This is a genomic window from Paenibacillus sp. 05T425 (assembly GCF_056396205.1).
This window is the reverse complement of sequence record NZ_JBFTLA010000004.1, coordinates 466,530-492,155: the sequence shown is the minus strand read 5'-3', so window position 1 is coordinate 492,155 and position 25,626 is coordinate 466,530. Positions and strand designations below refer to the sequence as shown.

Genomic DNA, 25,626 nt, shown 5'->3' with positions numbered 1-25,626 from the left:
AGGATTAACCCTTAACCGAGCCAATCAATGATCCTTGAATAAAATATTTTTGAAGAAATGGATACACGCAGAGAATAGGAAGTATAGATACAACGAGCACTGCCATTTTGAGGGTCTCGGTATTAATCACTTGCTTGTTCCCCCCGGTCATTTGCTCGATCAGTGGGTCGCTGCCCGTAATTAGAATATTTCTCAGGACAAGCTGCAGCACTTGCTTACTCGCATCCTGAATATACAGCATGCTGTCGAACCAGGCGTTCCAATGGAATACCGCAGAATACAACCCCACGGTTGCAATTATTGGCATAGACAGCGGCAACACAACTTTGAACAGAATAAACAATTCGTTGGCCCCGTCAATTTTTGCAGCTTCCTCCAAACTTTCGGGCAAGGCGGATAAAAAGCTTCGTGCTACAAGGAGCATATACGTACTGATGACTCCTGGAAGAATTAGCGACCATATCGTGTCCATCATCCCTAAATTTTTGATTAACAAATAGGAAGGAATAAGACCTCCTGAGAAGAACATCGTCAGCATAATAAAGAATGTCCAAAACTTACGATGTGGAAGACTCTTTTTGGCAAGCGGATACGCACCCATAAAAGTCAGCATAATAGTGAGCGCCGTTCCGGAGATTGTTCGAAAGATCGTATTTTTATATGCCACCCATATAGAGTCGTTTTGAAAGACACCAGCATAACCGCTGAAGTCAAACTTCGTTGGAATAAAATGAAAACCGTACTTATTGACCACTTCAGGTGGACTTACAGAAATCGTGACCACTTGCATAAGGGGCAGCAAAAACGCGACGGTAATTAAAGCTAATATCACATAAATAAATAGAACAAAGAGCCGGTCAAACCGCGATAAACGGATTTTCATGCTATCTCTCCTTTCTTCTAATTAAAGAATGCTCTCGTCAGTAAATTTTTTGGCCGCTTGGTTAGCTGTCAGTACTAAGATGAGCGCTACTACGTTTTTGAATAAGCCGACCGCTGCCGCATAACTGAAATTCATTTGGGTCAAGCCTTCTTTGTATGTGTAAGTAGACAGTACTTCGCCAACATCAAGAACCTTTGCATTCAGCAAGTTAAACACTTGCTCAAAGTCATCGTTAATAATGGAACCAGTAGCTAGAATAAGCATAATTACGATAACGGGAGCCATGGATGGAAGGGTAATGAACCAAATTCGCTGAACGCGATTGATGCCGTCCACTTCCGCTGCTTCATACATTTCAGGATTTATTCCGGCTATCGCAGCCAGGAATATAATCGTCGAGAAGCCGACATTTCTCCAAATATCCGATGAGACTAGAATACTTCTGAACCATTGCGGCTCCGTTATGAAAAATATCGGCTCTAGCCCGAAATGGGCCAAAATAATATTGATCGGTCCGCGGCTTGGCGATAGAAACTCGATAATCAATCCTGAAATAACGATCCAGGATAGGAAGTGCGGCATGTAGCTTATCGTTTGAACGACTTTTTTAAACCAGCCATGCATAACTTCATTTAACATAAGTGCTAATATAATTGGAGCGCTAAAACCAATCAGTAGTTTATAGAAATTAAGGATGAGCGTATTGGCAAGCACGCTGAAAAAATAGTCACTTGAGAACAATTCTTTGAAATTCGCTAGCCCGACCCAAGGACTTCCTGATACCCCCTGCAACAATTTGTAATCCTGAAATGCAATCAGCACGCCATACATGGGTGCATAATGAAAGATTACATAGTAAGCAATTACAGGGATGAACATTATAAATAGATACTTATTAGTCCAATATTGTTTCAACCCCGATCTTAGTTTTGAATGCTGTTTGAGCTTTGTTTCACTTTCTGTTGTCATATTCAAGCTCAATGCTGTTCACCTCAATCCATTCGAATTATGATAGCGATTACATGTCTCGATGTAATACTAGGCTCCACAGCTATATACAGCAATATCAAAATACCGCAAAAAATATCATGATTATTGCATTCAGACTTATCTGAACAAAAATATCATGATTCATGCATATAACACGATTAGAAACTTTAAAGGCTGAATATTTTAAAGCAAAAAATACAGTCCTCTCAAATTTGTTGAGGGACTGTACCTTTTGACATCCATTTCCTATTGAATGACAAGGTCTGCTTGTTTAATTAGCTGGGCCAGCTTTTCGTTGTATTTTTGGTCAATCCATAGACTCATCAAATTCTGCTTCACTTCAGAGAACGATTGATAACCTTCATCTCTTCTTTCCAGACACACAATAAGAAATAAGTTTTGATTTTCTTCAATCACCTCGCTGATCTGCCCTGCATGAAGACGATTCGCAGCCGCATAAAGCTTCGGGTTCACCTCTTCATCAACTCTCGCAGAATTTACATTGAAAATTTGCTCGGATAGGATTCCATTTCCGCTAAGCCGACTAACTGATTTCTCCCATCCGTAGTCTGCGTCCAAATCCGCTTTTACTTGCTTCATTTCCTCCAATGAATCATCGTCAATATGATCGAGCATCACCTTTTGGACTTTGATATAATCCGATTTTTTGTAATACTGATCTTTTATTTCCTCATACAAAGAAAGAAGCTGATCTTCCGACGCTTGAAATTCTTCTTTTCCTAACGTTTCTTTTAATTGATGAACCATGTTCGTATGAATGTAATCAAAATATCCACGTTCATCATATTGTACAGGGCCATAGATGACTTCTTTGTCTGCTACCGCTTTCTTTCTTCGCTTGTTTTCTTCCTTCCACTCTTGAACAAAATCATGATAAGCGATTTCCTTAACCATTCCTTTTTGTTTGGCCCATATTTGTTCTAACTTCCTACGAATCAAAGTATCTAATACGTCCTCTTTTAGGTCACTCTGCTTCGTTAGATCGTACTGGCCAGTCTCCCGCACATATTCTCCATACTCGATCGGTTCTCCATTTACTTGAGCAATAACCGTATTCATATGAACGGAGGTTTGTTGAGAACAGCCTGTAGCTGCCATACAAACCCATGATAGAAATAGAAGCAATATGATCTTTAACTTCAAGCACCTCACACCCATTTTTGTATTTATTGAATGACTAATTGCGGCCTATTGACGGTAGCTTCCTTACTATTAAATTGAATATATTTGCCGTCAAGAACATTGCATAGTACGACCAGTGAAACCGTACCGTTCGCCAACTGTGCCTGGACAAAGCTTGTCACATCAAATTCGTAATAAGCTGGCGTACTATTGATTGGAATCGATGATAGATAAGAGGTCGTAATAGCAGGAGCGTTGTTCCAATTAATTCCTGTTTCCGTCCAACTGTTGGTCGTTGTTCCGTAAGTCTTTACGTAAACCGTATTTGCATCAGTTGTATTATTTCCGTATAACCTTAATTTTGCTGAACTTACAGTAGAGATACCTGAAAGATTGAACTTCAAGTAAGATCTACGTTTGTAGCCCGCTGCATCGTCTTTGACAAGCAGATAAGATGCCGATCCATAGTTCGTAACGGAGCTTCCATCATAGATGAAGGCATCTGCAGCGGGTGTCAGAGTCGTACTATTTACAACAATGCCGGCTCCATTATAAGCCCCACGGTTCGGATTCGCCGTGTTGGACACTGAATTTCCCCAATAATCCAAACCACCATTGTTCGCCATTAGCACACCCGATCCCAATGCCGGAGAGCCGGTTCGAAGTTTATAGCCGTCCACGGTAAGGCGACCTGTCCCTCCAGAGCCTGCGTTCACGAGCAATGGATCTGTTGTTAGCTTATGCGCATCGCTAGGCTCGCCGGATGCATGCACGCCATAGAATGTATTGTAATCAAATTCCAACGTCGTAAATAAATGAAGCCCCGTCCAAGCGCCACTTCCTAACAAATAGAAGATATTGTTATAAAAATAGGAACTCACCGGATTCCCGCCATTCCATGCTTGAGCAACGATCGGACTTGTCGTCGAACCTGGAGGCAGGTAAAACGTATTATTATAGATATTCATATTCGTGCTTGGTCCTGCAATCTGAATCAATCTTGTTTTATCATTTTGACTAATATTGTATCTGACAACGCCGTTTGTAGTGGTCGGCCCTTTCGAACCATCCGTAGCAAAGGTAATAAAACCTCCCTCATTGTCATGACTATAATTGTACTGGAATATCGTACCGTCCTGAGCCCAGTCTATGTCATAACCTTGCCCATCCTTGGTCGTTCTGGTCAAATACGCCTCATTAAATTGGAAGATGGTATTGTCTGCATCAAACGCCCAGATCGCTACGTTCGCGACACCGGAACGAACACTGGCATCATGAACAACGTTGTACTGAACTAAGGCTCCATCTGTTACCCTTGGGACGATCCCGTCACCGCCAAGGTCAGATACGTTATTGTTCTGGATAACAATATTCGTTGAAGCATACCAATCACCTAAACAAGTCGTAATATTATGCCGATTGCACCAACTTGAATTGGTCACAATGCCGCTGCGATCCACAGAGGCAATTGTGTTCCCGTCAATTAATACGTCATTCCACTTCGTTTGAACGGTTCCCCCCAAGACTTGAATAGCAATACCGCCCGTTATTTTATTGCCATTGTCGCCTTTTACATGATGAATATACAAATTTTTGAGATACACGTGATTGGCTGTACCGTAGTCCTGAGCAACGACCTGAACCCCCAATCGGTTCCCTGCCGTTGTGCTGTTATTCGTAATTTCCAAGTTGTTGATTTCCCAATACTCCTGATTGAACAGGTATACCGTTCCGGCAAATAAACCGTTAGCATCGCCAGTTACATTACCATTGATGATTGGTTTGGTTGCCCCTCCGTAGATGTCGATCACAATAGGATTCCCGCTTGTTCCTGATCCTTTGGGAGCCAACTGCCCGCTCCAGGTTGAACCTGATTTCATTAATATCCGATCTCCTGGCGAGAAAGTCGTTGCGTTAACTTTGGCTAAGCTTTGCCAAGGCTGAGAAGAACTTAACCCATCGTTAGTATCGCTTCCAGCAACCGAATCTACGTAGTAAGTGGATCCCAATGCGTATGCTTTCTCATTCAAAGCGGGAATAAACGTGGCGACTATGAAGAACAACAATGTGATACTAGACAGAAATGACCTTCTTTTCATTACATCCCAACTCCTCGCACTCATTTTTATTAAAACTAACGGTTCATTGATTTGATGAATGCGATATCGTCAAGGAGCAGCTGTGTAAAGCTTTCCTCAATATGTTTGCCTGACTGCGCACGAAGATGGTTCTCTAATGCTTTGAATTCATTCGATGCATTTTCTGAGTTTTCTTGAATTTGTTCCACCTTCGCTAACAGACTTTGCAGAATGCCTGCATTGGTAATCCACCCTTTGTTATAGCCGATCATCAACACATCATCCAGACGATCCGCATCAATCATAATGTTAAGAGTGAATTCACGAACCGTCTCGCTCCCCGCCTCATCTCCTGCAATAACTTGAATGATATGCTCTCCCAACGTTAGCGCAAGTGGTTCAAGAGTAGTCTGATTGCTTATGACCTCTCCATCCAATATTACAGTGACCTCTACTACGCCGCTCCATTGATCCGTGGTCTGAAAACTGATTGCAACTGTGTCCGACTGATAGACATTTAGTGGTGCTGTTGGTATGATTTCCGGACCAGTCCGGTCGATCTTTATAATGCTGGACTTCACTTCTTCCTGATTTCCCGCCGCGTCAATGCTGTAGTAATGAATTTCATGCTCGCCTTCCTGCTCGATTACAATCGTGTTTCCTTCGATGAATGGAGCACCGTCGATGCTGTAAAATGTTTGTACTGCGCCAGCAATATTATCTTTCGCGTCCAGATATACCGTTTGAACATTCTGCTGCCACCCCGAAGCAGCATTATCCGTTGTAACAGGAGGAAGCCCGTCCACAATATCAACCGTCACGGTAATCGGTTCAGAGTCTGCGATGCCGTCGTTGACTTTAACCGTGAATACATCTGTTCCAATGACTCCAAGATCTGGCGTGTACGTAAAGCTGCCTGTGGATGCATTGATCACTACTGAACCTTTTTCTCCGGCAGTTAGGAGTGTATAAGTCAATGTTTCACCGTCTGCATGAGTAACGTTTAAGTTCCCGACATAAGCCTGATTTTGCTTTGTTGTGAAGGTCACATTCTCGGCAGCCGGCTTCTCATATTGTTCTAGCGTTATATCATCTACATAGGCCAATTTCCCCGTGTTGGATCCTTTATAGGAATAGATCGTCGCTTTCGTGTTTGTTGCCCCAGTCTTAAATATGAGTTTGGCTTCGGAATATTCCAGGCTTCCTACACTTTTACTAACCTGGACGCCTCCGTAATTTTTTACACCTAAGCTCTGGGTATTGCTTACATCTGTACTTTTCATCCAGCCTTTTAATACGTAGTTCGTATTTGGAGTCAATCCTTGAACGACCTGTTCCAGACCAGAGATCGCATTGCTGAATTTCAATGCATTATTGCCTGTTCGAACGTTCTGGTCGCTCATGATTTGAACTCCATTGTAATACGTCCAAGGTGCAGGGCTTAGTGAACTGAATTCAAAGCCGCCGTTTATTAATAAATTCGCTCCGGGTAACGTTTCATCTTCATATTCAATAAAGAGTTGTGGCCGATTATCATTTTCTCTAGAACCAAATTGGATATTGGCAATTCCGCTTGTAGGGCTATAGGCTGCTTCATTCTTAAGCAATAAAGAAACTAGTCCTTCGTTCTTTGAAGCATGAATGAAATCTGTAACATCTACTGTAATCCAATTTTTTAGTGACTCATTCGCAACGGGGAAGGTCCCGAGCAATCCTTCGGCCTGAGGAGCATTGTTCCAAGTAATCGCCGATTCAGACCAGCTATTGCTTGTTTTATATAGGCTTATGGTCCGGTTGGGATTACCATCTGCTACATCAACATAAAGTCGCAGCTTCGCCGATTTAATCTCCTTGGGGGACAATGAGCCAAGATCGAATTTCATATAAGCTTTTCTTGCATAACCTGCAGCGTCATTCTTAATATACAATAATGCTTCCTTGCCAAAATTGCTGTTCGCCGAAGATCCGTCTCTCACAAAGGCATCTTCAGTAGCGAATAATAATCCTTCTGGTGTATCTGTAACGGTAATCTCACATTGTGTAGAGATCGCTTCATCTTGGTTACTAGTAGCCGTAATAACGGCATGACCTGGTGCCAAAGCTTTGACTTGTCCGGATTGAGAGACTTGTATGATACTTGGATCACTTGATTTCCAAGTTACCTCTTTATCGTAAACCGTAGTAGGCAGCACGCTTGCATTTAGCGTATGGGAATCACCTTTGATTAAGGTCAGCTCGGTTTTATTCAATATGACGGATGTAACAGGAATCGGTTCAGGTTTAGGACCAGGATCGTTTGTATATTCATGTGCACCGATATCCGGAAGCCCATCAGTAAGTACATTACCGAAATAATCTTTGCCGCCGTTGTTGCTTATAACCTTTCCAGCATTGATCAATGGAGAATCCGAACTTAACTTATACACATTGGTGTTCTCGATTCCCAATACCTCGACCCATGGGTTCGAAATCTTCGGATTTGCAGTAACCAGACCGGGGTGAGTAGTTGGACCATTCGTATCCAGAATATGCGACGGATACACGCTATTATTAGCAAAACTTCCTTTTGCAGCAAAGTTGGAGAACTTGACGTTTTTCCCGCCATAGATGATGTTGTTATAGAACTTCATCGTTGCATTGGCATTCCAGGCATTAAAAATTTTCGTATTACTAGATTGACCCGTAATAATCGTATTATTATAAATTTCAGGCGCCTCAGCGGCAGTACTAGGACCATAATAGAAAATTTCAGCATCACTGCCGTCATTTACGCTGACATTGTAGCGGAATACGCTGTTCGTAGAACCATTCATAAATAGGGAAAAGCCGCCACGGTTATTATGGCTATAGTTATATTGGAAGAGTGTATTATTGCAATATAGGTCTATATCGTAGGCTTCACCGTCATTATATCCGTACTTACCACCGAACACCTCGTTATACTGAAAGATTGTATTATCTGCGGCAAATACCCAAATACCGGCATAATTGCGGTTTCCGACATTCGTATTGGCGAAATTTTTTACAACGTTATGTTCAACAACGCCACCCGATTTCATCGAAGTGAGTACAATTCCGTCACCCAATACTTCTTCTATATAGTTGTTTCTAAAGACTATGTCTGTGTTAATTTTGTTCAAGCCGTTTGCATTTCGAATTCCTTCGATGGCAACGTTTTTGACGTGATTGTTCTCCACCAGTACATCATGAAAACCGCCGGCACCGATAATAATAATGCCTCCTGTAACCTTGCTCCCATCCTTGTCACTATTTACATCATGTACGTACGTATCTCTAATATAAATATGACTTTTTATACTATTGTTGCTGATGATCAGAATGCCTGCCCGGCTTGATTTGACCGTTTCGCTATAGTTTGTTACCTCTAAGTTATTGATTTCCCAATACTCTTGATCAACTAACATAACTGCTCCCGATTCAGCAGAAGCAATCGTCCCGTTACCATTAATGATTGGCTTATCACCCTCGCCATACCTATCTATAATAATCGGTTGCCCTTCCACACCTGAACCCAATGGCCGCAATTGGCCATTCCATACGCCGCCTGCTTTGAATAATAGGTGGTCCCCAGGCCGAAAGACGGTCGTATTCGGTTTGTCTAACGATTTCCAAGCCTGATCTTCGCTTGTACCACTATTGTCGTCACTTCCTAAGATGGGGTCGACGTAGTACACATTCCCGGATATAGCTTCAGCATGTGCGGTTGCACCAGGAAATACGTTTACTCCAAATGCAAATGACAAACACAAAAAAATTAGCATTACCTTTTTCATTAAAAATACCCCCTTCATAATTAAGATGCAGATAATACGACACCAACTGTTTGAAACTTGACGTTGATAGCGTTTACATCTGATTGCTTTATAATATGACGCTGACTCTCTTACTCTCAATAACATCATTAGGTTAAAAATATCAAAAAGCGTGAAAGGATAGATTTTATCAGCTTAGTTGACACGGTTATCGAATGAGCAGCGCTATCTTCAATCCAATAGCATCCTGATGCTACAAGCCGTATATTTTCAGAATGATCCCCGTACGAAGTGAAGTGCCCCCTTATTATAGACATTGGAATAAGTCCCTGGGTTATCCGATGAAATTTGGTCAAGCCCCTATATTGTAGACAATGAAAAAAGCCCTATGAACTGAACTATTACAAAGCGGCAGACCAAATTCTGGTCTGCCGCTTCAATGATTGAACTATTGTCTCCCGTTAGAATTCCTGTAAAACGAATAATTTGGCGTTTGAACAAAAAGGAGCGCCTCCGCCGAACGCGAAGCGGCGGCGAAAGCCTCCGATGTCAAGCGCTTCCCTCCGGAGCCGGAGAAGGATATCGTCTGGTTCATCGAAGAATACTCGCCGATTCTGGAGGACTGGCAGCGCGACATCATGACAATGCTGCGTGACGAGATGCTGTACTTCTGGCCGCAGATCGAGACTAAAATTATGAACGAAGGCTGGGCTTCCTATTGGCATCAGCGCATTATCCGCGAGCTCGACTTGACGAGCGACGAGACGATCGAATTTGCCAAGCTTAATTCGTCAGTCGTCGTTCCTTCACGTCATAGCCTCAATCCTTATTACTTAGGCTTGAAAATATTCGAGGATATCGAGCGCCGCTGGGATAAGCCGACGAAGGAAGAAATGGCGCGCTTCGGCCGCGTGCCGGGCAAAGGACGGGACAAAATTTTCGAGGTACGAGAGTTCGATTCCGACATCTCATTCTTGCGTAATTACTTGACCAAGGAGCTTGTCGACGACCTCGATCTGTACATTTTCGAGAAAAAAGGACCGGAGTGGAAAATTACCGATAAATCGTGGGAAAATATCCGCGAGCAACTCGTATATTCGAAGGTAAATGGCGGTTTCCCAAGCCTCTACGTCAAGGACGGCGACTTCAACCGCGTCGGCGAGCTGTATCTGAGCCACAACTATGAAGGCACGGAGCTGGACCTTAAGTATGTGGAGCGTACGCTGCCTTATGTCGTGCAGCTGTGGGGCAAAAACGTGCATTTGGAAACGTTCGTGGAGGATAAGAAGATCGTGTTCAGCTGCGATGGGAAGAAGACGAGCCGAAAGTTTCTATAAGTCATAAAAGGTGCCTAATCGCTATTAAGGCGATTAGGCACCTTCCTATTCAATGGTCACGCCTAACTTAATCAGTTGTCCGAGAACATCCTCGATATTCCGCTCCGGGTTAAGTTTCGCTATGTTTGCCGCCGAGGCCCTTCCATCCTCGATAAGTTGCCTCACCGCTGGCAAGTCCACCTCAACCTCAAAATAACTCTTCGCCCACTCGGCATAGCTATCCGCTGTATCGTTCAAGTAGCCAAGCAAAAAATCCGAGCCGTCGTCCAATCCCTCGGGTCGCTCATATTCGCCGCTATACCAGTGCTCGTCGCCTTGAATGCGCCAATAACAAAACGTTACGTCCTCCGTGCTTAGCGCTTCGTCCTGCACGTATGGAAGCAAAGCTTCAGGAACCTGCTCATACATGCCTGGCCATACTCCATATTCATCCTGCGCATGTGGACTATAGGGAGATTCATGATCAAAGCCCTTTACAATGACACCTCCCTGTGCAAATACAACAAACAAATCGTCGCCGGCCCCATTGTCGATTTTCCCAACCTCTACGTCCTCTGCCCAATCAGGCATGTATTGATGAACGCACAGCCAATCTTCCTCGCATAATATCAGATCAAGCGCTGCTAGCCGGCGCATACGTTCCTTTAATAACTTCGGCTCCGGCAAATCCACTTCGCATTTCCTCATATTTCTTCCTCCTGATTTGAGTAATTCTAGTCTATGCATCTCTGACGATAGAATAATAGGTTCAGGAAGCAATTACAAGTTCACTCAAAATAAAACCGACTCCCGCAGGAATCGGTTTTATGAACATAGGCGAACTATGATTGATTCAATTGATCAAGCAGGTCAGAGAGCATCGCGTCCGTAAACGCGCCTTGACTGAACGACACCAAATTACGAAGGGGCAAATAGTTCATCATCGCCTTCATCATCTCGGCACCATGCTCTTCGGCATCTTCGCCTAGCGGCATCATGCTCTGCATCTGCTGAAGCATCGGCCCGATCATCGGCGCTGTTCTCGGGTTGTTCAGCAAGTCGCCAAGCAGCGAGTTCCGGTGGTATGTCGCTTGTAATTCTACGGTCGATGTGACAGTCAGCGTACCGCCGAGCACGATATCTTCCGACGAACGGCCAATCAATACCGCGAACTGTCCGCTTTCCACATGCCAATCCTTCAACTCCACGTTGTAATACGCGAAGGAGCGTTTATCGAGCTCGAACACAACCGTCTTCTGTTCCCCTGGCTGAAGCTCTAGCTTGGCGAAGCCCTTCAGTTCCTTATCAGGCCGATCTATCGTGCTCGCTACATCCCTGACATAGAGCTGTACGATTTCTTTGCCTGCGCGAAGTCCCGTATTCGTAACCGTAACTTGAACGTTTACCGTTTCCGTATCGTTGATCTCCTTGCGGTCAATCGTCAGATTCGAATAATCGAATGTCGTGTAGCTCAGTCCATGTCCGAACGGGAACAATGGCTTCGTCTGCTTCGCATCATAGTACCGATAACCGACGTACAGACCCTCCCGATACTCCACACGATCACCCGATCCCGGGAAAAATAAATACGAAGGATTGTCGCTTACCTTCATCGGAAATGTTTCTGCCAGCTTGCCGCTTGGATTGGCGATGCCGTACAGGATGTCTGCTATTGCTCCGCCAACCGCTTGCCCTCCTAAATACGCTTCAAGAATACTAGTAACATCGTTTTCCCATGGCATTTCGACGGGAGATCCGTTCATCAGAACAATGACGATGCGGCTTTGCACGCTCGCAACCGCTTCGATGATACGATTCTGATTGTCGGGCAGTCGCATATGGCTTCTGTCATAACCCTCAGACTCGTACCGATCCGGAAGCCCGGCGAAAATAATGGCCACTTCCGCTTCGCTTGCCGCCCTCTTCGCTTCCTCCGTCAGCACATCATCCTCTAGATCGCCCTCAAGAGTGAACCCTTTCGCGTACAGGATCGATGAGGAATCGCCGGCGAGCTGCTTGATCTCCTGAAGCGGCACATCCATCCTTGTAGGTACGATGTGCGAGCTTCCTCCGCCTTGATATCTCGCTTTCTCGGCAAACGGGCCAATGACAGCGATCTTCATCCCTTTGCTTAGCGGAAGCAGCGAGCTCTCATTCTTAAGCAGCACCATACTTTCACGCGCCACTTGACGAGCCAGCTGGTGATGCTCGTCTTGGTCATAGGAGGCATTCTCTTTCTTATGGTCAACGCTCATGAAAATAATCCGAAGCAGCCTTTCGACCGCATGATCAAGCGTCTCCACCGAAAGCTTTCCGCTGTTGACCGCTTCGACGACTTCCTTATCGCTATAGCCATTGTTTGCCGGCATCTCAAGCTCAAGGCCTGCAGCCAGCGCATTCACGCGTTTGTCGACGGCGCCCCAATCGGATACGACGAACCCTTCATGACCCCATTCTTCCTTTAATATATGAGTAAGCAAACGTTCATTCTCCGATGCGTACGTGCCATTCACTTTGTTGTAAGAGCTCATCACGGTCCATGGCTGACCTTTCTTGACAGCACCCTCAAAGCTTGCCAAATAAATTTCTCGCAGCGTACGCTCATCTACGACCGCATCTACCGACATCCGGCGATGCTCCTGGTTGTTGACGGCAAAATGCTTCAGAGAGGTGCCGACGCCTTGGCTTTGCACGCCACCGATATGAGCGGCCGCCATTTCAGACGAAAGATACGGGTCCTCCGAAAAATATTCGAAGTTGCGTCCATTAAGCGGAGAACGTTTTATGTTGGCACCAGGTCCGAGCAGCACGGCAACATCCTCTGCCTGGCATTCTTCGCCTAGAGCAACGCCAACTTGCTTGATCAGCTCCCGATCCCACGAGCCGGCAAGTCCTGCCGCAGAAGGGAAACAAGTGGCGGGAACGCTATTAAAAACACCCAAGTGATCGGAGTCGCCTTTTTGCTTGCGCAACCCATGCGGACCGTCTGTTACCATAATAGAAGGAATACCGAGCCGTTCAACACCTTTCAGATGCCAAAAATCGAGTCCGGAGCACATCCCCGCCTTTTCCTCCAACGTCATTTGAGCTATTAGTTTTTGAAGATCGCGTTTCATTTTGTATTTCCTCCTTCTTCCTATGATTTCGCTTATCTTGCAAGAAGATTATAAATGAAGACGCTTACTCATTATGGTATATTTATTAGAAAAATAAGATGATTGTAAGGCGGTGATTTCGAATGCATGCTACAAACTCCCATATTGAACTTTCTTACTTGTGCAAGCTTATCCATGAAAGCATCCAACTGCCGGTTCATTGCAAAAGCGGCGATTTGGAATATGTCGAGACCTCCAACTGCAATGACCAGATCCGTCCGCTTTACCGTGAGCAGCTTGCGCTTATTTACTCACTCCAACCGAACGCTCAGGATTTCACTCTCCCCATTGTGCATACGACACCGTATTGGGACCAGTATATATTGCTCCCCGTTCATCGGAACCAGGAATGCATCGGTACAATGATCATTGGTCCCGTTACTACTCAGGCATTGTCCGAAATGGTTGTCAGCAATATCCTAAACGACAATGATGTTCCCTATAAGCAGCAAGCGATGTGGCTTCAATATTTGCGTAGTCTGCCTGTCGTGAACCGTTCGCGATTGTTCCACATTAGTGTGCTGTCTTATTTACTTGTGAACGGCGAGGCATTAGACATCACCGATGTGCTGGAGTACAACTTCCGCCATGAGCAGCGATTTCTATATGAAGACAGTGCCGAGCTAACGCTCTCCAATCGCAGGGAGCTGTCCCTATTCCATTCGGATCGGGATCATGAGACAAGGATGCTAAGAACGATCAGCAACGGAGACAAAGCTGCTCTTCTTAACATGATGATTACCCTTCCCTTTGAAGGAGCAGGCGTGCTCTCCAAGCGAAGCCAGTTGCGGAATATCAAAAACTTGGCCATAAGCGGCATTACCCTTGCTACTCGCGCGGCGATGGATGGAGGATTGCAAGCTGAACTCGCATATACGTTGAGTGATCTGCATATCCAGCATATCGAGGAGCTAAGGGATGCGCGAGCGGTTGATATAGCTCTAATGGATGCATTTCTCGACTTTACCGAGCGAGTAAGCATCAGTAAGATGAACAGCTCTTCTCGGCCGATTGCGGCCTGCAAGGCATATATTTTCAACCACATGTACGAGGATATCCCGCTTCAAAAGCTTTCGGAGCTGACTCACTTGAACAGAAATTATTTGTCGCATTTGTTCCGCAAAGAAACAAATATGACCATTAGCCAATACATTCAGAAGGAAAGAGTGGAGGAGGCGAAGAGGCTGCTGGAACTGACCGACGAGCCTCTGTCAACGATTGCTTCGAAGCTCAATTATTACGATCAAACCCATTTCAGTAAACTATTTAGAAAACACGCTAATATGACCCCCAAGCAATATCGGGATCGAGGATCGGCAGATAAGTGAGAGAACAAATAACATCATATCTTAAAACAAAGCCATGCGATTGAATGCTAATATAGTTAGAATGCTATAAATGGAAGGAGTCGTAACTGTTGTTAAGGGCGCTGCTAGAAGTTCTGATGGTCTCTACTAAGCTTGGATTAACGTCTTTCGGTGGTCCGATTGCTCATTTGGGCTATTTTCATGAAGAGTACGTAAAACGCAGAAACTGGCTGGACGAGCGGAGCTTTGCGGACTTGGTTGCTTTAAGCCAATTCCTGCCGGGACCGGCAAGCAGCCAAGTCGGAATCGGTATTGGGATCCTAAGAGCTGGAATCCTAGGCGGAATTGTCGCTTTCGTTGGATTCACGCTGCCCTCTGCACTAGCATTAACTTTGTTTGCCATGCTGCTACAGCATGTCGATATTGGATCTGCCGGTTGGGTTCACGGATTGAAGATCGTGGCGGTCGCAATCGTTGCTCAAGCGATTCTAGGAATGGGCCAGAAGCTTACACAAGGCAAGACTAGAATTACGATTGCTGTGCTGGCTTCGGCAGTCAGCCTGATGTGGCAGTCCGCTTACAGTCAATTAATCCTGATCATCATGGCGGGTATAATCGGCTTATTCCTGTTCAAGACTGACCGATTGCCTGAGCTGCCTATAACGATCATGCCTGTCAGCCGAAAATGCGGAGCTTTTCTACTAATCGCATTTGCTGCGCTATTAGTAGGGTTGCCTATCCTAAGAATACTAGTACCGATGAATGAGATAGCCCTCTTTGACAGCTTCTATCGCGCGGGCTCTCTTGTGTTTGGCGGCGGTCATGTCGTATTGCCGCTGCTGGAGACAGAACTTGTAGGCGCTCTCGGGGTTGGAAAAGAACAGTTCCTTGCCGGATACGGCGCAGCGCAAGCTGTTCCGGGACCTTTGTTCACGTTCGCATCCTATCTAGGCGCTATGCTGAACGGCTGGCTCGGCGCAATAATCGCGACGATTGCCATTTTTCTGCCTGCTTTCCTGCTTATAGCAGGCGCTCTTCCCTTCTGGGACTCGCTTAGGAGAATAGCGAAGGTGCAGAGCGCCCTAACGGGAATAAATGCATGTGTTGTCGGCTTGATACTGGCAGCGTTCTATCATCCGATATGGACAAGCTCGATCATGAAGCCTGTCGACTTTGCTCTGGCGGCAGTTTTATTCGTGTTATTGGTTTATTGGAAACTGCCGCCTTGGCTCGTAGTCCTTCTAGGCGCTTTCGCCGGTATCTGCATGGATGCGGTTAAGCTTTGATTCTGAGAATGCGATCGTATTCTTCCGACGTGATGGATAGAACAGTACCGTGTTTGAAGCGGTACGGGAAGTTGAAGCTTGCATCGGAACGAATGAATACTCCGCTATCGATGTCATCGGCAATGAATGGAACATATCCTTGACCTTCACCCTGTACGCCGTAGAAATCAAGCAATAAACACCATCTGCCATCGGCAAGCTTGAACGCCGTCGGCGCTTCATACGCTGTGCTCTCAAGCTTCGCCATCTCCGCCTCGAACGCTTCAATTCGCGTATATTCGCCAGTGAGCGTTTTTCCTTTTTGCAAAATAATGCTGGCAGGATCCGCTTCGCTCTTAAGAAAACGATAGAATAAGCCGTTCTCCTCGTAGATGGCGGAATCAATAATGCCGCTGCCGTCCTTCCGGCATAACATCTGCGGAGAAGTGAAACTTTCAAAGTCTTTCGTTCGGGAATAATAGATCGCTTTGTGCCCGTAGTTGTTGGAGGCGTGGGCAGAGGACCAATGAATGACATAATCCTCATTCCGATGATCATAGATAACATCCGGCGCCCACAAACAACCGAAGTCTTCATCGCCTAAAGGAATCATCCGCTGCTCAGACCAGTTCACGAGATCGTCCGATTCCCACATCGCAAGACATTTGCTCCCCTCTCTCCCTATGTTCCCCCAGCTGCCTCTGTATTTGGTATCGAAGCCATTAGCAAGGCCAAGATCCGTTGCTAAAATATAAAACTTGCCTGACCTAGTCCGTACAATCGTATGGTCCCTGACTCCTTCGTCCCCTAGCTTGCTCCATAGGACCGGCAACCCGTCATTCACCTGCTCCCAGTTGAATCCGTCCTTGCTCAGCGCAAAATAAACCTGCTCGCCGTCCGGCGTCTTCTTCTCCTTAAAATGTACAAATAAATAAGCATCCATTAATTCGCTCTCCTGACGTGTATCGTATTGTTCGGGAATAGTTAAAGCTATCCTTTAAAATATACAAAATCGAAGAGCTAACTAAAATGATATATGATAGGATCGTACTGATCTATTATCCAATCGGAAGTTAGTTTTGTACAAGAGAATGTTAATGTTCTACCTAGGGCGCAGCTCGCCTTAATACTACAATGAAAAGGAATGAAATTGTTGTTAAGGAGGAGCATGACAAATGGGTGTAAACAACACGATAGACAAAAGCGAATATTTGCAAACGATTGACCTTACGATCTCCAAGGGGAAATTCAAAGATAATTGGGATTCGCTATCGGCGTTCGAGGTACCTGACTGGTACAGCCGCGCAAAGTTCGGCATCTTCATTCATTGGGGGCTTTATTCCATTCAAGCGCATTACAGCGAATGGTATTCAAGAAATATGTATATTCAAGGCTCCGACGAGTATAAGCATCATCTCGCCACTTACGGCGAACATAAGGATTTCGGCTACAAAGACTTCATTCCTATGTTCACGGCGGCTAATTTCAATGCCGAAGAGTGGGCGCAGCTGTTCAAGCAATCGGGAGCAAGGTACGTCATGCCGGTTGCCGAGCATCATGACGGCTTCCAGATGTACCGAAGCGCCGTTTCTCCATATAACGCATACGACATGGGTCCGAAGCGGGATCTGCTAGGAGAGATGAAAACGTCCTTCGAGCGTAACGCTCTCGTATTCTGCGCCTCTTCCCATCGTGCGGAGCATTGGTTCTTCATGTCGCACGGCAAAACATTCGATTCCGATATTAAGGAGCCGCTTGCCATCGGTGACTTCTACTGGCCGGCCATGCCCGAGCCCGACCATCATGATCTATTAGGTTCGCCGCCTAGCGAGCAGTACTTGGAGGAATGGCTCATTCGCTGCTGCGAGCTTGTCGACAATTACCAGCCCCGCGTCTTTTATTTCGACTGGTGGATCCAAACCGCAGCTTTCAAGCCGTATTTAAAGAAGTTCGCCGCGTATTACTACAACAAAGCGGCAGAACTCGGTTATCCGGCAGCTATTAATTACAAGCATGATGCCTTCATGCTTGGCACAGCAGTTCCTGACGTTGAGCGCGGACAGTTCGCAGAGCTGAAGCCGTACTTTTGGCAGACGGATACAGCCATCGCAAGAAACTCTTGGTCACATTCCGTTAATAATGAATATAAGCCGGCTGTCGAGATCATTCGCGACTTGGTCGATATTGTAAGCAAAAACGGTAATCTTCTGCTCAACGTCGGACCGAAAGCCGATGGATCAATCTCGGAAGAAGACCGCCAAGTGCTGCTTGATATCGGCGGCTGGCTTCAAGTGAATGGTGAGGCAATCTACGACTCCACCTATTGGCGAGTTTTTGGAGAAGGCCCGACCGAAGTAGAGGAAGGCCAATTCACCGACGGTAAAGGGAAAGCATTCACTAGCGAGGATATCCGCTTCACCGTCAAGGGGAGCATTCTCTATGCGACCGTTCTGGTCTATCCGGAGAACGGAGTCGTGAACATTCGCTCGCTCAAGAACCATTCGCATCATTTCCAGGCGCTGATTAAGGATATTACGGTACTCGGCTTCGAGGAAAAGCCAGTATGGGAACGGACAGATGAAGCACTCACGATCAAGACAACGACAGTCCGAAGCACTCATCCCGTCGTGTTCCGCATCGTAGTCGATTAATTCGCAGCGGAATAGTCCAGTGAAAGCAACAAATGGTATAGATCCAAGGTAATTAAAGCAAATTATAGTATCAATACTCGGAGGTTCTTACATCATGTCATTACTGCTTAGAAATAGAGCCACCATCCTTTTGCTCATGCTTAACATCTTCTTGGTATTCACCGGTATTGGACTTATCATTCCAATCATGCCGACGTACATGAACGAACTGCATATTAGCGGCAGCATCGTTGGTTTGCTTGTTGCCGCTTTTTCTTTAACGCAACTGTTGTTCTCGCCGCTGGCAGGAAGACTGTCGGATTCACTCGGTCGCAAAAAACTAATTATTGCCGGCATGATTGTATTCGCTGTTTCCGAGTGGCTGTTCGGCATCTCGAACGGGCCGCTGTTTCTTTTTGTATCCAGAATGCTCGGAGGCGTTGGCGCAGCGCTTATTATGCCTGCCGTTATGGCTTATACGGCGGATGTTACATCCAATGAGGAAAGAGCTGCCGGCATGGGCTATATTAATGCAGCCATTACAACCGGGTTCATTATCGGACCGGGTATTGGCGGCTATCTGGCCGAATTCGGGCTGCGAGTCCCGTTCTATGCTGCTGCCGTTGCCGGGCTTGTCGCCGCCCTCATTACAGCGCTTGTCTTGCCGGAGTCTGCTCATTCGAAGCAGAACCGTACAGAAGCTGCTCAGCAGGCCAATCCCGCCAAACAACGGCTGCTGAGTCAGCTTTTCCGCTCGTACAAAGAGCCCTACTTTATGAGCTTGATCCTCGTATTCGTCACCTCGTTCGGACTCGCTAATTATGAAACGGTATTCAGCTTGTTCGTGGACCATAAGTTCCAGTTCACTGCCAAGGACATTGCCTTTATTATTACCTTCGGCTCAATTTCCGGCGCAGTCGTGCAATTAACGATTTTTGGATGGATATTGGACCATTTTGGCGAGAAAAAAGTGATCTCGATTTGTTTGATCATCGCGGCTGTATTCGTATTGCTGACCCTATTCGTACATAAATATTGGCTCGTTGTCGTTGTGACCTTCATCGTATTTTTGGCCACGGATATCCTTCGCCCGGCAATCAGCACGCAGATGTCCAAGATGGCACTCGGTCAGCAAGGCTATGTAGCAGGCCTTAACTCCGCTTTTACGAGCTTAGGCAACATTTCCGGTCCGATCGTCGCAGGAGTTTTATTCGATCTAAACATCAATTTCCCCTATTTTGCAGCCTCCGTCATTTTAGCGTTATGTTTCGTGTTATCGCTTCGAACCAAATCTTATTGATTGGTGAACGTACAAAAAACCAAAGAACTCCCTCATCAGAGTGGAGTTCTTTGGTTATGACGACTAAACATGAACGAATAACTGTACTTTAAGCGTGATCGCGTTCGCGGCCGCGGTTTCTCATACCCGCAAGACCTATCAAACCGAGAAGACCAAGCCAGCCCCAATCAAATCCATCGTCGTTATCAACGGCATTCGTTCTGTAGTTATTCGTGCGCACCGTATTCCCGTTATCAATACGATTGATGTCCGTGCCAAGCGCGCGGTTTGTTGCGTTAATTCCTTGGTTGACGCCATGACGAACGTCGTCAGCCGGCGTATCATACATCCGTGTCGCGTTGTTGGCAAAGGCTGGAACCGCGGAGAAAATCATCAAGCATGCTGCTAGGCTAAAGACTGTTAACCACTTCTTCATCTTCTTACCCCTCTTCAAGTTAGAGTACAAGCTTGATTATTTTCCGTCAGAAACGCGCTGAATATTCACAAACTACGTAGATGTAAAATATTCGTTTTATTCATACTTCTCGCACATAAATAGTCGGATTAAAGCCAATGATTAAGATCGTAATCCTTTAGAAATGATAAGTCGATATTTGCTGGCCATCCCTACTCAGAAAGCGATTGGTGACTCTTATGCCGGACGGCAAAAAAAGGGACTTAGCTGCACTAGCATCGATTCCATTAATAATGACGCTTGCCAATTCCATGTTGATTCCCGTTCTTCCCTTGATGCAGAAGAAACTTCAAATCTCATCCGTTCAATCCAGTCTAATCATTACGCTCTATGCCGTCGTGTCGATTCCTTGTATTCCCATAGCCGGCTATCTCTCCGATCGTTTCGGGCGAAAAAGGATTATTCTTATTGGATTATTACTCGCTTGTATCGGGGGGGTAGTTTCAGGCTTAGCCGCTTGGCTAATGGGTGTTCATGCATATGGAATGATTCTGATTGGTCGAATTATACAAGGAATCGGGGCTGCCGGCGCTTTCCCCATTGTGCTTCCGTTAGTCGGTGACATGTTCAAGAACGAAGAGGAAGTCAGCAAGGGATTAGGCATGATCGAAACCTCTAATACCTTCGGTAAAGTGCTCAGCCCTATTCTGGGGTCAGCGCTAGCTTTGGTTGTTTGGTATTTGCCACTTGCGATTATCCCGATTATTTCGTTGATATCCGTCATATTAATCCTAATCTTTGTTAAAGCTCCGAAGTCCAGTAAGTCCAATTCATTAACACTTAAGAAACTATTTCAAATCATTAAGCCGATTATCGCCCGAGAAGGGCGCTGGCTGTATGCCGTATTTACGATCGGCGGCATGGCTATGTTCGTGATGTTCGGTTTCCTTTATTTCCTGTCGACCCACCTTGAAGAACGCTATCATCTGAATGGGATATGGAAAGGCATGCTGCTATCCATTCCATTAATAGCTATTTGCTTGGCTTCGTATTTGACAGGGAAGTGGGTAAGCGATAATAAATCAACAATGAGATGGTGTACCGTAGCAGGAACAACGATACTATCAGCAGCAATGATCGTCTGCGGCTTCGCTCCTTTAGCAGGGAAGATATTTCTTCTATCCCTCCTATTTATCGGAGGAATCGGAATCGGGATCACGCTGCCAAGCTTGGATGCATTGATAACGGAAGGAATCGAAAAGGAACAGAGAGGGACATTAAGCTCCTTATATAGCAGCGCAAGATTTATCGGTGTAGCTTCCGGTCCTCTTGTCGCCTCGTTGTTGTTAAAGCATCAATCCTCCATGTTCTATATGTACGGCGGTGTGGGGTTAGCTTGCGCATTACTGGCATTATGGGCGATTAAGCCTGATCAAAAAGACAAAGCTCGCAAGGGAACTGCTTAGAGCATCATGAGATGGGAATAAGAAGAAAATTATCATTGCATATTTAACCGTGGCATTTCTCAAATTAGACAAGTCACAAAAATTAATTCTACTGGAGGAATAATAACATGAACCCATTTCAACCTAACCAAGTTGTTTCCCAACAACAACAACAACTAGCCCATGCCGAACAGCTAATCCAACAACTTGTACATCAAACACAACAAGCTTCCATGCAGTACCAGCAATTGTTGAATCAAGAGAAAAACAATGCGATGCAGCTTGAGCAAATCGCACAACGAGAGCATCAAGCAGCCTCAATCATTCAAACTGCTCTTCAAGGGCATCAAACGGCGATTCAACAGCTTCAACAAATCAATGCCATTTGCCAACAAATTTCACATTCCGCTTCTACAACGGCATCGTACAGCGCAAGCAACATTCCGGCCTACTCCCAAACCAATGCTCAATCGCATATGCACAGCAATAGCTTCCCAAGCTACTCCAACTAAAGCAATACCGCAATCTGCTATACTCGATTAACGAATTAACGAAAAACGACTTTGTGCAGGAGCTTCCCGGTAACATTTATTGTTCCGTAAGCAGCATACAAAGTCGTTTTTTTCTTGCTTGAAATTTTATTACCTATACTTCGATTACGATAGGCAAAATCATAGGCCTTCTTTTTGTCTGAGCATACAGAAACTTGCCGACGGCTTCCTTGACTTTCTGTTTCATCATGGTCCACTTCACAGGCTTGCCATCCTCGTGCAGGCTCTCGATTGCCTTTAACGCGAGCTTGCTGGCTGCATCAATCAAGCCTTCCGACTCCCGCATATAGACGAAGCCGCGCGAAATGACGTCCGGACCTGACAAGATCGACCCATCTGATTTACTAAGCGTCACGACGATGACTATAATGCCGTCCTCGGAAAGATGCTTGCGGTCGCGAAGGACGATATTCCCGACATCTCCAATGCCAAACCCGTCAACCAACATATTGCCCACCGGAATTTTACGGGTTTGTACAACAACCCCCTGCTCGATATCGACTACATCTCCATTGTTTACGATAAAGATGTTATCTGATTGAACGCCTACCGACTCGGCAAGATACTTATGCTGCAACAGCATCCGATATTCGCCGTGAATCGGGATGAAATAGGTCGGCTTCATAAGCGTCAGCATCAGCTTGAGTTCCTCTTGGCTGGCATGACCGGATACATGAAGTCCAGTTGTAGACCCTGATCCGTAAATAACATGCGCCCCCAACTGAAACAGGTTGTCGACAACGGTGGCAACAGCCCGCTCATTTCCTGGTATCGGAGATGATGCAAGGATAACGGTATCCCCCGGCAAGACTTCGGCTCCGCGGTAGCTGGCGCTTGCCAGGCGGGCAAGCGCCGCCATAGACTCGCCTTGGCTTCCTGTACAAAGTACGACTATCCGGCTTCTCTCCACTTCAGAGATGGCCGTAGCATCGATGAGCATCCCTTCCGGAATGGTCAAATGTCCTAATTCGGTAGCTACAGCAACCACATTGACCATGCTTCTACCGAGTAAAGCAACCTTACGTTCGGTTATTACGGCGGCATCGATAATTTGTTGAAGCCGATGAACATTCGAGGCGAAGGTGGATATGAACACGCGGTTCTTCGCAGACAGGATCGCTTCCTCGATATGCTTGCCGACAACACGTTCAGAGGGCGTGAAGCCCGGCCGTTCGGCATTTGTACTCTCCGAGAGCAGCGCAAGCACGCCTTTCTCACCTAACGCAGCCATCTTATGAATATCGGGATATTGTCCCCCTACAGGTGTCAGGTCGAACTTAAAGTCGCCCGTATGGACGACGACGCCTTCAGGCGTCTCGAAAGCGATGCCTATGCAGTCGGGAATGCTATGATTGGTGCGGAAAAAGGTAGCGCTCATCGAGCCCAGTTCAATTTTGGAATCTCCGTCAATAGGGATTAACTCGCTTTGGTCCAGCAATCCGTTCTCCTTCAACTTGCCTTTGATTAATCCAAGCGTAAGCGCGGTGCCGTATATACGCATATTCAATTGCTTCAAAAGGTAAGGAATTCCTCCGATATGATCCTCGTGACCATGCGTAACGATCATCCCGACGACCTTGTCCTTGTTTTGCAGCAAATACGTAATATCCGGAATAATGAGGTCGATGCCAGGAAGGCTTTCATCTGGAAACTTAGAGCCCCCATCAATAACAACAATATCGTCTCCATACTGAACGATGTACATGTTTTTACCGATTTCATGGACGCCTCCGAGGGCGCATATCGACAATTTGGCATCATTGATAATTTCATTGCGGTCGTCCATCGTTGTTCGCATGTGCACAATTTCTCCTTAATTTGGTTGAAGTCCGCTTTATTATATCCCCCGGGGGGACACATAATTCTAAATCTTGCGGATAAAACCAGTGCTCGATGCAGAAATTAGAGTATCTCGAAAATAAGGAGAATACAAGAATATGTACTACTACAAAGAAGAACTAATCAACATCATCGAACCTGATCAGCCTGATCCGGCTGCGGCTAAAGTGCTTCAAGAAACGCTAGGCGGGCAATTTGGCGAGATGCGCACAATGATGCAATATTTCTTCCAATCTTCGAATTTTCGAGGCAAGGAAAAGCAGTTCAGGGATTTGCTTAGAGGGGTATTTCTTGAGGAAATCGCACATGTGGAATTGGTACAAAATACGATCAATCAACTGCTAAACGGCGCCGGTCTTTCGACACCAGGAAACGCAGGAACCGATGATGCCCCGATCGACGAAGCGGTCAAGCATGCCAATCCGCATCATTTTATAATGGGCGCCAAAAGCTCACTGCCAGTCGATGCGGGCGGCAATCCTTGGAACGGTTCTTGGGTGTACAGCCATGGCAATTTAATTAGCGATATGTTGAACAATGTTGTCCTCGAATCAACAGGCGTATTGCAAAAAACGAGAATATATGAAATGAGCTCAAACAAAACGTTCCGTGAAACGCTCGGCTTCCTTATTGTCAGAGACAATGCCCATCAGAACGTTTTTGCCAAAGCGCTTGAAACGCTCGGTGTTAACTGGGGCTCGCTGTTCCCTGTCCCGAATTACGATATTAACAAATACCCGGAGTGTCGCAAATATGTTGATATGGGCTATCACAACATGCAATTTAATTTCCGATTGGATCCGACGCGAATTGGCGAAATCTTCCAAGGCGAGAGTCCAAGTCGTAATAGCGGACAATTATCAGTCGTTGATCCGCCAGCAGGGTTTCCGGTTCCACAGATGCCCGATATGCCAAATGAGCATAGTCCTGGACTAAGCGATTTGACGAGATAACGGTCGTACACCAATAACAAAAATCGCCTCTGTACCGGTAAGAGCACAGGGGCGATTTGAATCGAATGTTAGATCCAAGGAAATACTTCCTTAAAACGAACAAATAAGGGGTAGCCATGTGGATTAATATTGTTGTCGGATTCGTAATTCCCTGGATATTCGGAATAATGTTACATAGAAAAGCGCCCATAGTCATTTATTTGATAGTTCCAGTTGCCGCAACCGTATCCGCTTTAATCAACGACGTCGGTTATCATCTCGGCTTTTGGGATTTCACGCCGAAAATCGATAATGACGAGACGCTTTCCGCGCTTCCATTGGACCTTGGACTTTATCCGGTCATGGCATCCTTCATGATCTATTGGATAGTCAGAAATAAACGCCGGCCTTGGCTCAAGATTGCTTGCATCAGTCTGTTCAATACGGTGCTCGAATTCATCGCTTTAATGTTTGGCAAAGCGGAGTACGGCAACGGCTGGAATATAGGCTGGACATTCGTCTCCTATGCGGTGGCGCTAATACTCGTGTACCTCTATTACAAGCTGCTCGATAAATACGGGTTTTTCAATAAGGTGAAGCCGCGTTGACTTGCCATGACCTAGGT

Annotated in this window: 18 protein-coding genes and 1 pseudogene; 9 read left to right on the top strand and 10 right to left on the bottom strand. The window is 45.8% G+C overall.

Annotated elements, in window-relative coordinates:
* Positions 1-4 precede the first annotated feature (4 nt).
* The 5 genes from AC1DF0_RS11260 to AC1DF0_RS11240 all read right to left on the bottom strand — a co-directional run bounded on the left by AC1DF0_RS11260 (position 5) and on the right by AC1DF0_RS11240 (position 8,888).
* Entirely contained in the window at positions 5-883 is an 879-nt protein-coding gene (locus tag AC1DF0_RS11260; protein WP_477573961.1) for a carbohydrate ABC transporter permease, read from the bottom strand.
* 21 nt (positions 884-904) lie between these two features.
* The gene (locus AC1DF0_RS11255) at positions 905-1,675 is read right to left on the bottom strand and encodes an ABC transporter permease (RefSeq protein ID WP_477573960.1); all 771 of its coding nucleotides are present in this window, start codon (positions 1,673-1,675) and stop codon (positions 905-907) included.
* 444 nt (positions 1,676-2,119) lie between these two features.
* Positions 2,120-3,037 (bottom strand): peptidylprolyl isomerase, encoded by a 918-nt coding sequence (locus AC1DF0_RS11250; protein ID WP_477573959.1) that lies wholly within the window; start codon positions 3,035-3,037, stop codon positions 2,120-2,122.
* Positions 3,038-3,060: 23 nt separating this feature from the next.
* Entirely contained in the window at positions 3,061-5,115 is a 2,055-nt protein-coding gene (locus AC1DF0_RS11245) for a CBM96 family carbohydrate-binding protein (RefSeq protein ID WP_477573958.1), read from the bottom strand.
* A gap of 35 nt (positions 5,116-5,150) precedes the next feature.
* Positions 5,151-8,888, bottom strand: a complete 3,738-nt coding sequence (locus AC1DF0_RS11240; protein ID WP_477573957.1) for a CBM96 family carbohydrate-binding protein — start codon at positions 8,886-8,888, stop codon at positions 5,151-5,153.
* 509 nt (positions 8,889-9,397) lie between these two features.
* Here AC1DF0_RS11240 and AC1DF0_RS11235 point away from each other — a divergent pair.
* A pseudogene (locus tag AC1DF0_RS11235) lies at positions 9,398-10,204 on the top strand (SpoVR family protein); the annotation flags it as partial.
* 45 nt (positions 10,205-10,249) lie between these two features.
* Here AC1DF0_RS11235 and AC1DF0_RS11230 read toward each other — a convergent pair.
* Positions 10,250-10,891 (bottom strand): hypothetical protein, encoded by a 642-nt coding sequence (locus AC1DF0_RS11230; protein WP_477573956.1) that lies wholly within the window; start codon positions 10,889-10,891, stop codon positions 10,250-10,252.
* 134 nt (positions 10,892-11,025) lie between these two features.
* A complete protein-coding gene (locus AC1DF0_RS11225; RefSeq protein ID WP_477573955.1) occupies positions 11,026-13,299 on the bottom strand; it encodes a beta-glucosidase in 2,274 nt (757 codons plus the stop codon).
* A gap of 122 nt (positions 13,300-13,421) precedes the next feature.
* Between AC1DF0_RS11225 and AC1DF0_RS11220 the strand changes: the two genes are divergently transcribed.
* Positions 13,422-14,666 carry a helix-turn-helix domain-containing protein gene (locus AC1DF0_RS11220; RefSeq protein ID WP_477573954.1) on the top strand — a complete coding sequence of 415 codons (1,245 nt, stop codon included), beginning with the start codon at positions 13,422-13,424 and terminating at the stop codon, positions 14,664-14,666.
* Between the two features lie 116 nt (positions 14,667-14,782).
* Positions 14,783-15,931: a chromate transporter gene (locus AC1DF0_RS11215; RefSeq protein WP_477573986.1), complete on the top strand. Its 1,149-nt coding sequence runs from the start codon at positions 14,783-14,785 to the stop codon at positions 15,929-15,931.
* Here the strand turns inward: AC1DF0_RS11215 and AC1DF0_RS11210 are convergent.
* On the bottom strand, positions 15,921-16,853 hold the full coding sequence (locus tag AC1DF0_RS11210) for a glycoside hydrolase family 43 protein (protein ID WP_477573953.1): 933 nt from the start codon (positions 16,851-16,853) through the stop codon (positions 15,921-15,923). The two genes, AC1DF0_RS11215 and AC1DF0_RS11210, sit on opposite strands and share 11 nt — an antisense overlap.
* A 232-nt stretch (positions 16,854-17,085) precedes the next feature.
* Here AC1DF0_RS11210 and AC1DF0_RS11205 point away from each other — a divergent pair, with 232 nt between their 5' ends.
* Both AC1DF0_RS11205 and AC1DF0_RS11200 read left to right on the top strand, forming a co-directional pair.
* On the top strand, positions 17,086-18,561 hold the full coding sequence (locus tag AC1DF0_RS11205) for an alpha-L-fucosidase (RefSeq protein ID WP_442050363.1): 1,476 nt from the start codon (positions 17,086-17,088) through the stop codon (positions 18,559-18,561).
* Between the two features lie 94 nt (positions 18,562-18,655).
* The gene (locus AC1DF0_RS11200; protein ID WP_442050362.1) at positions 18,656-19,840 is read left to right on the top strand and encodes an MFS transporter; all 1,185 of its coding nucleotides are present in this window, start codon (positions 18,656-18,658) and stop codon (positions 19,838-19,840) included.
* 88 nt (positions 19,841-19,928) lie between these two features.
* Here the strand turns inward: AC1DF0_RS11200 and AC1DF0_RS11195 are convergent, their stop codons facing one another.
* Positions 19,929-20,255, bottom strand: a complete 327-nt coding sequence (locus AC1DF0_RS11195) for a WGxxGxxG family protein (RefSeq protein WP_442050361.1) — start codon at positions 20,253-20,255, stop codon at positions 19,929-19,931.
* A 218-nt stretch (positions 20,256-20,473) separates the two neighbouring features.
* On the opposite strand from AC1DF0_RS11195, the gene AC1DF0_RS11190 reads away from it, so the two are divergent.
* Together AC1DF0_RS11190 and AC1DF0_RS11185 are read left to right on the top strand one after the other, a co-directional pair.
* Entirely contained in the window at positions 20,474-21,700 is a 1,227-nt protein-coding gene (locus tag AC1DF0_RS11190) for an MFS transporter (RefSeq protein WP_442050360.1), read from the top strand.
* 107 nt (positions 21,701-21,807) lie between these two features.
* Positions 21,808-22,191 (top strand): AMP-dependent synthetase and ligase, encoded by a 384-nt coding sequence (locus AC1DF0_RS11185; protein ID WP_477573952.1) that lies wholly within the window; start codon positions 21,808-21,810, stop codon positions 22,189-22,191.
* Between the two features lie 133 nt (positions 22,192-22,324).
* On the opposite strand, the gene AC1DF0_RS11180 is transcribed toward AC1DF0_RS11185, so the two are convergent.
* The gene (locus tag AC1DF0_RS11180) at positions 22,325-24,028 is read right to left on the bottom strand and encodes a ribonuclease J (protein ID WP_477573951.1); all 1,704 of its coding nucleotides are present in this window, start codon (positions 24,026-24,028) and stop codon (positions 22,325-22,327) included.
* A gap of 139 nt (positions 24,029-24,167) precedes the next feature.
* Here AC1DF0_RS11180 and AC1DF0_RS11175 point away from each other — a divergent pair, with 139 nt between their 5' ends.
* Entirely contained in the window at positions 24,168-25,022 is an 855-nt protein-coding gene (locus AC1DF0_RS11175; RefSeq protein ID WP_442050357.1) for a manganese catalase family protein, read from the top strand.
* Between the two features lie 167 nt (positions 25,023-25,189).
* Complete coding sequence (locus tag AC1DF0_RS11170) at positions 25,190-25,609, top strand: CBO0543 family protein (RefSeq protein WP_442050356.1); 420 nt, start codon at positions 25,190-25,192, stop codon at positions 25,607-25,609.
* The last annotated feature ends 17 nt before the right edge of the window (positions 25,610-25,626 follow it).

Excerpts from the sequence above, each read along its gene's own strand:
- AC1DF0_RS11260 (WP_477573961.1), bottom strand. The coding sequence starts at position 883 with ATGAAAATCCGTTTATCGCGGTTTGACCGGCTCTTTGTTCTATTTATT.
- AC1DF0_RS11245 (WP_477573958.1), bottom strand. The coding sequence starts at position 5,115 with ATGAAAAGAAGGTCATTTCTGTCTAGTATCACATTGTTGTTCTTCATA.
- AC1DF0_RS11240 (WP_477573957.1), bottom strand. The coding sequence starts at position 8,888 with ATGAAAAAGGTAATGCTAATTTTTTTGTGTTTGTCATTTGCATTTGGA.
- AC1DF0_RS11230 (WP_477573956.1), bottom strand. The coding sequence starts at position 10,891 with ATGAGGAAATGCGAAGTGGATTTGCCGGAGCCGAAGTTATTAAAGGAA.
- AC1DF0_RS11225 (WP_477573955.1), bottom strand. The coding sequence starts at position 13,299 with ATGAAACGCGATCTTCAAAAACTAATAGCTCAAATGACGTTGGAGGAA.
- AC1DF0_RS11220 (WP_477573954.1), top strand. The coding sequence starts at position 13,422 with ATGCATGCTACAAACTCCCATATTGAACTTTCTTACTTGTGCAAGCTT.
- AC1DF0_RS11215 (WP_477573986.1), top strand. The coding sequence starts at position 14,783 with ATGGTCTCTACTAAGCTTGGATTAACGTCTTTCGGTGGTCCGATTGCT.
- AC1DF0_RS11210 (WP_477573953.1), bottom strand. The coding sequence starts at position 16,853 with ATGGATGCTTATTTATTTGTACATTTTAAGGAGAAGAAGACGCCGGAC.
- AC1DF0_RS11205 (WP_442050363.1), top strand. The coding sequence starts at position 17,086 with ATGGGTGTAAACAACACGATAGACAAAAGCGAATATTTGCAAACGATT.
- AC1DF0_RS11200 (WP_442050362.1), top strand. The coding sequence starts at position 18,656 with ATGTCATTACTGCTTAGAAATAGAGCCACCATCCTTTTGCTCATGCTT.
- AC1DF0_RS11195 (WP_442050361.1), bottom strand. The coding sequence starts at position 20,255 with ATGAAGAAGTGGTTAACAGTCTTTAGCCTAGCAGCATGCTTGATGATT.
- AC1DF0_RS11190 (WP_442050360.1), top strand. The coding sequence starts at position 20,474 with ATGCCGGACGGCAAAAAAAGGGACTTAGCTGCACTAGCATCGATTCCA.
- AC1DF0_RS11185 (WP_477573952.1), top strand. The coding sequence starts at position 21,808 with ATGAACCCATTTCAACCTAACCAAGTTGTTTCCCAACAACAACAACAA.
- AC1DF0_RS11180 (WP_477573951.1), bottom strand. The coding sequence starts at position 24,028 with ATGCGAACAACGATGGACGACCGCAATGAAATTATCAATGATGCCAAA.
- AC1DF0_RS11175 (WP_442050357.1), top strand. The coding sequence starts at position 24,168 with ATGTACTACTACAAAGAAGAACTAATCAACATCATCGAACCTGATCAG.
- AC1DF0_RS11170 (WP_442050356.1), top strand. The coding sequence starts at position 25,190 with ATGTTACATAGAAAAGCGCCCATAGTCATTTATTTGATAGTTCCAGTT.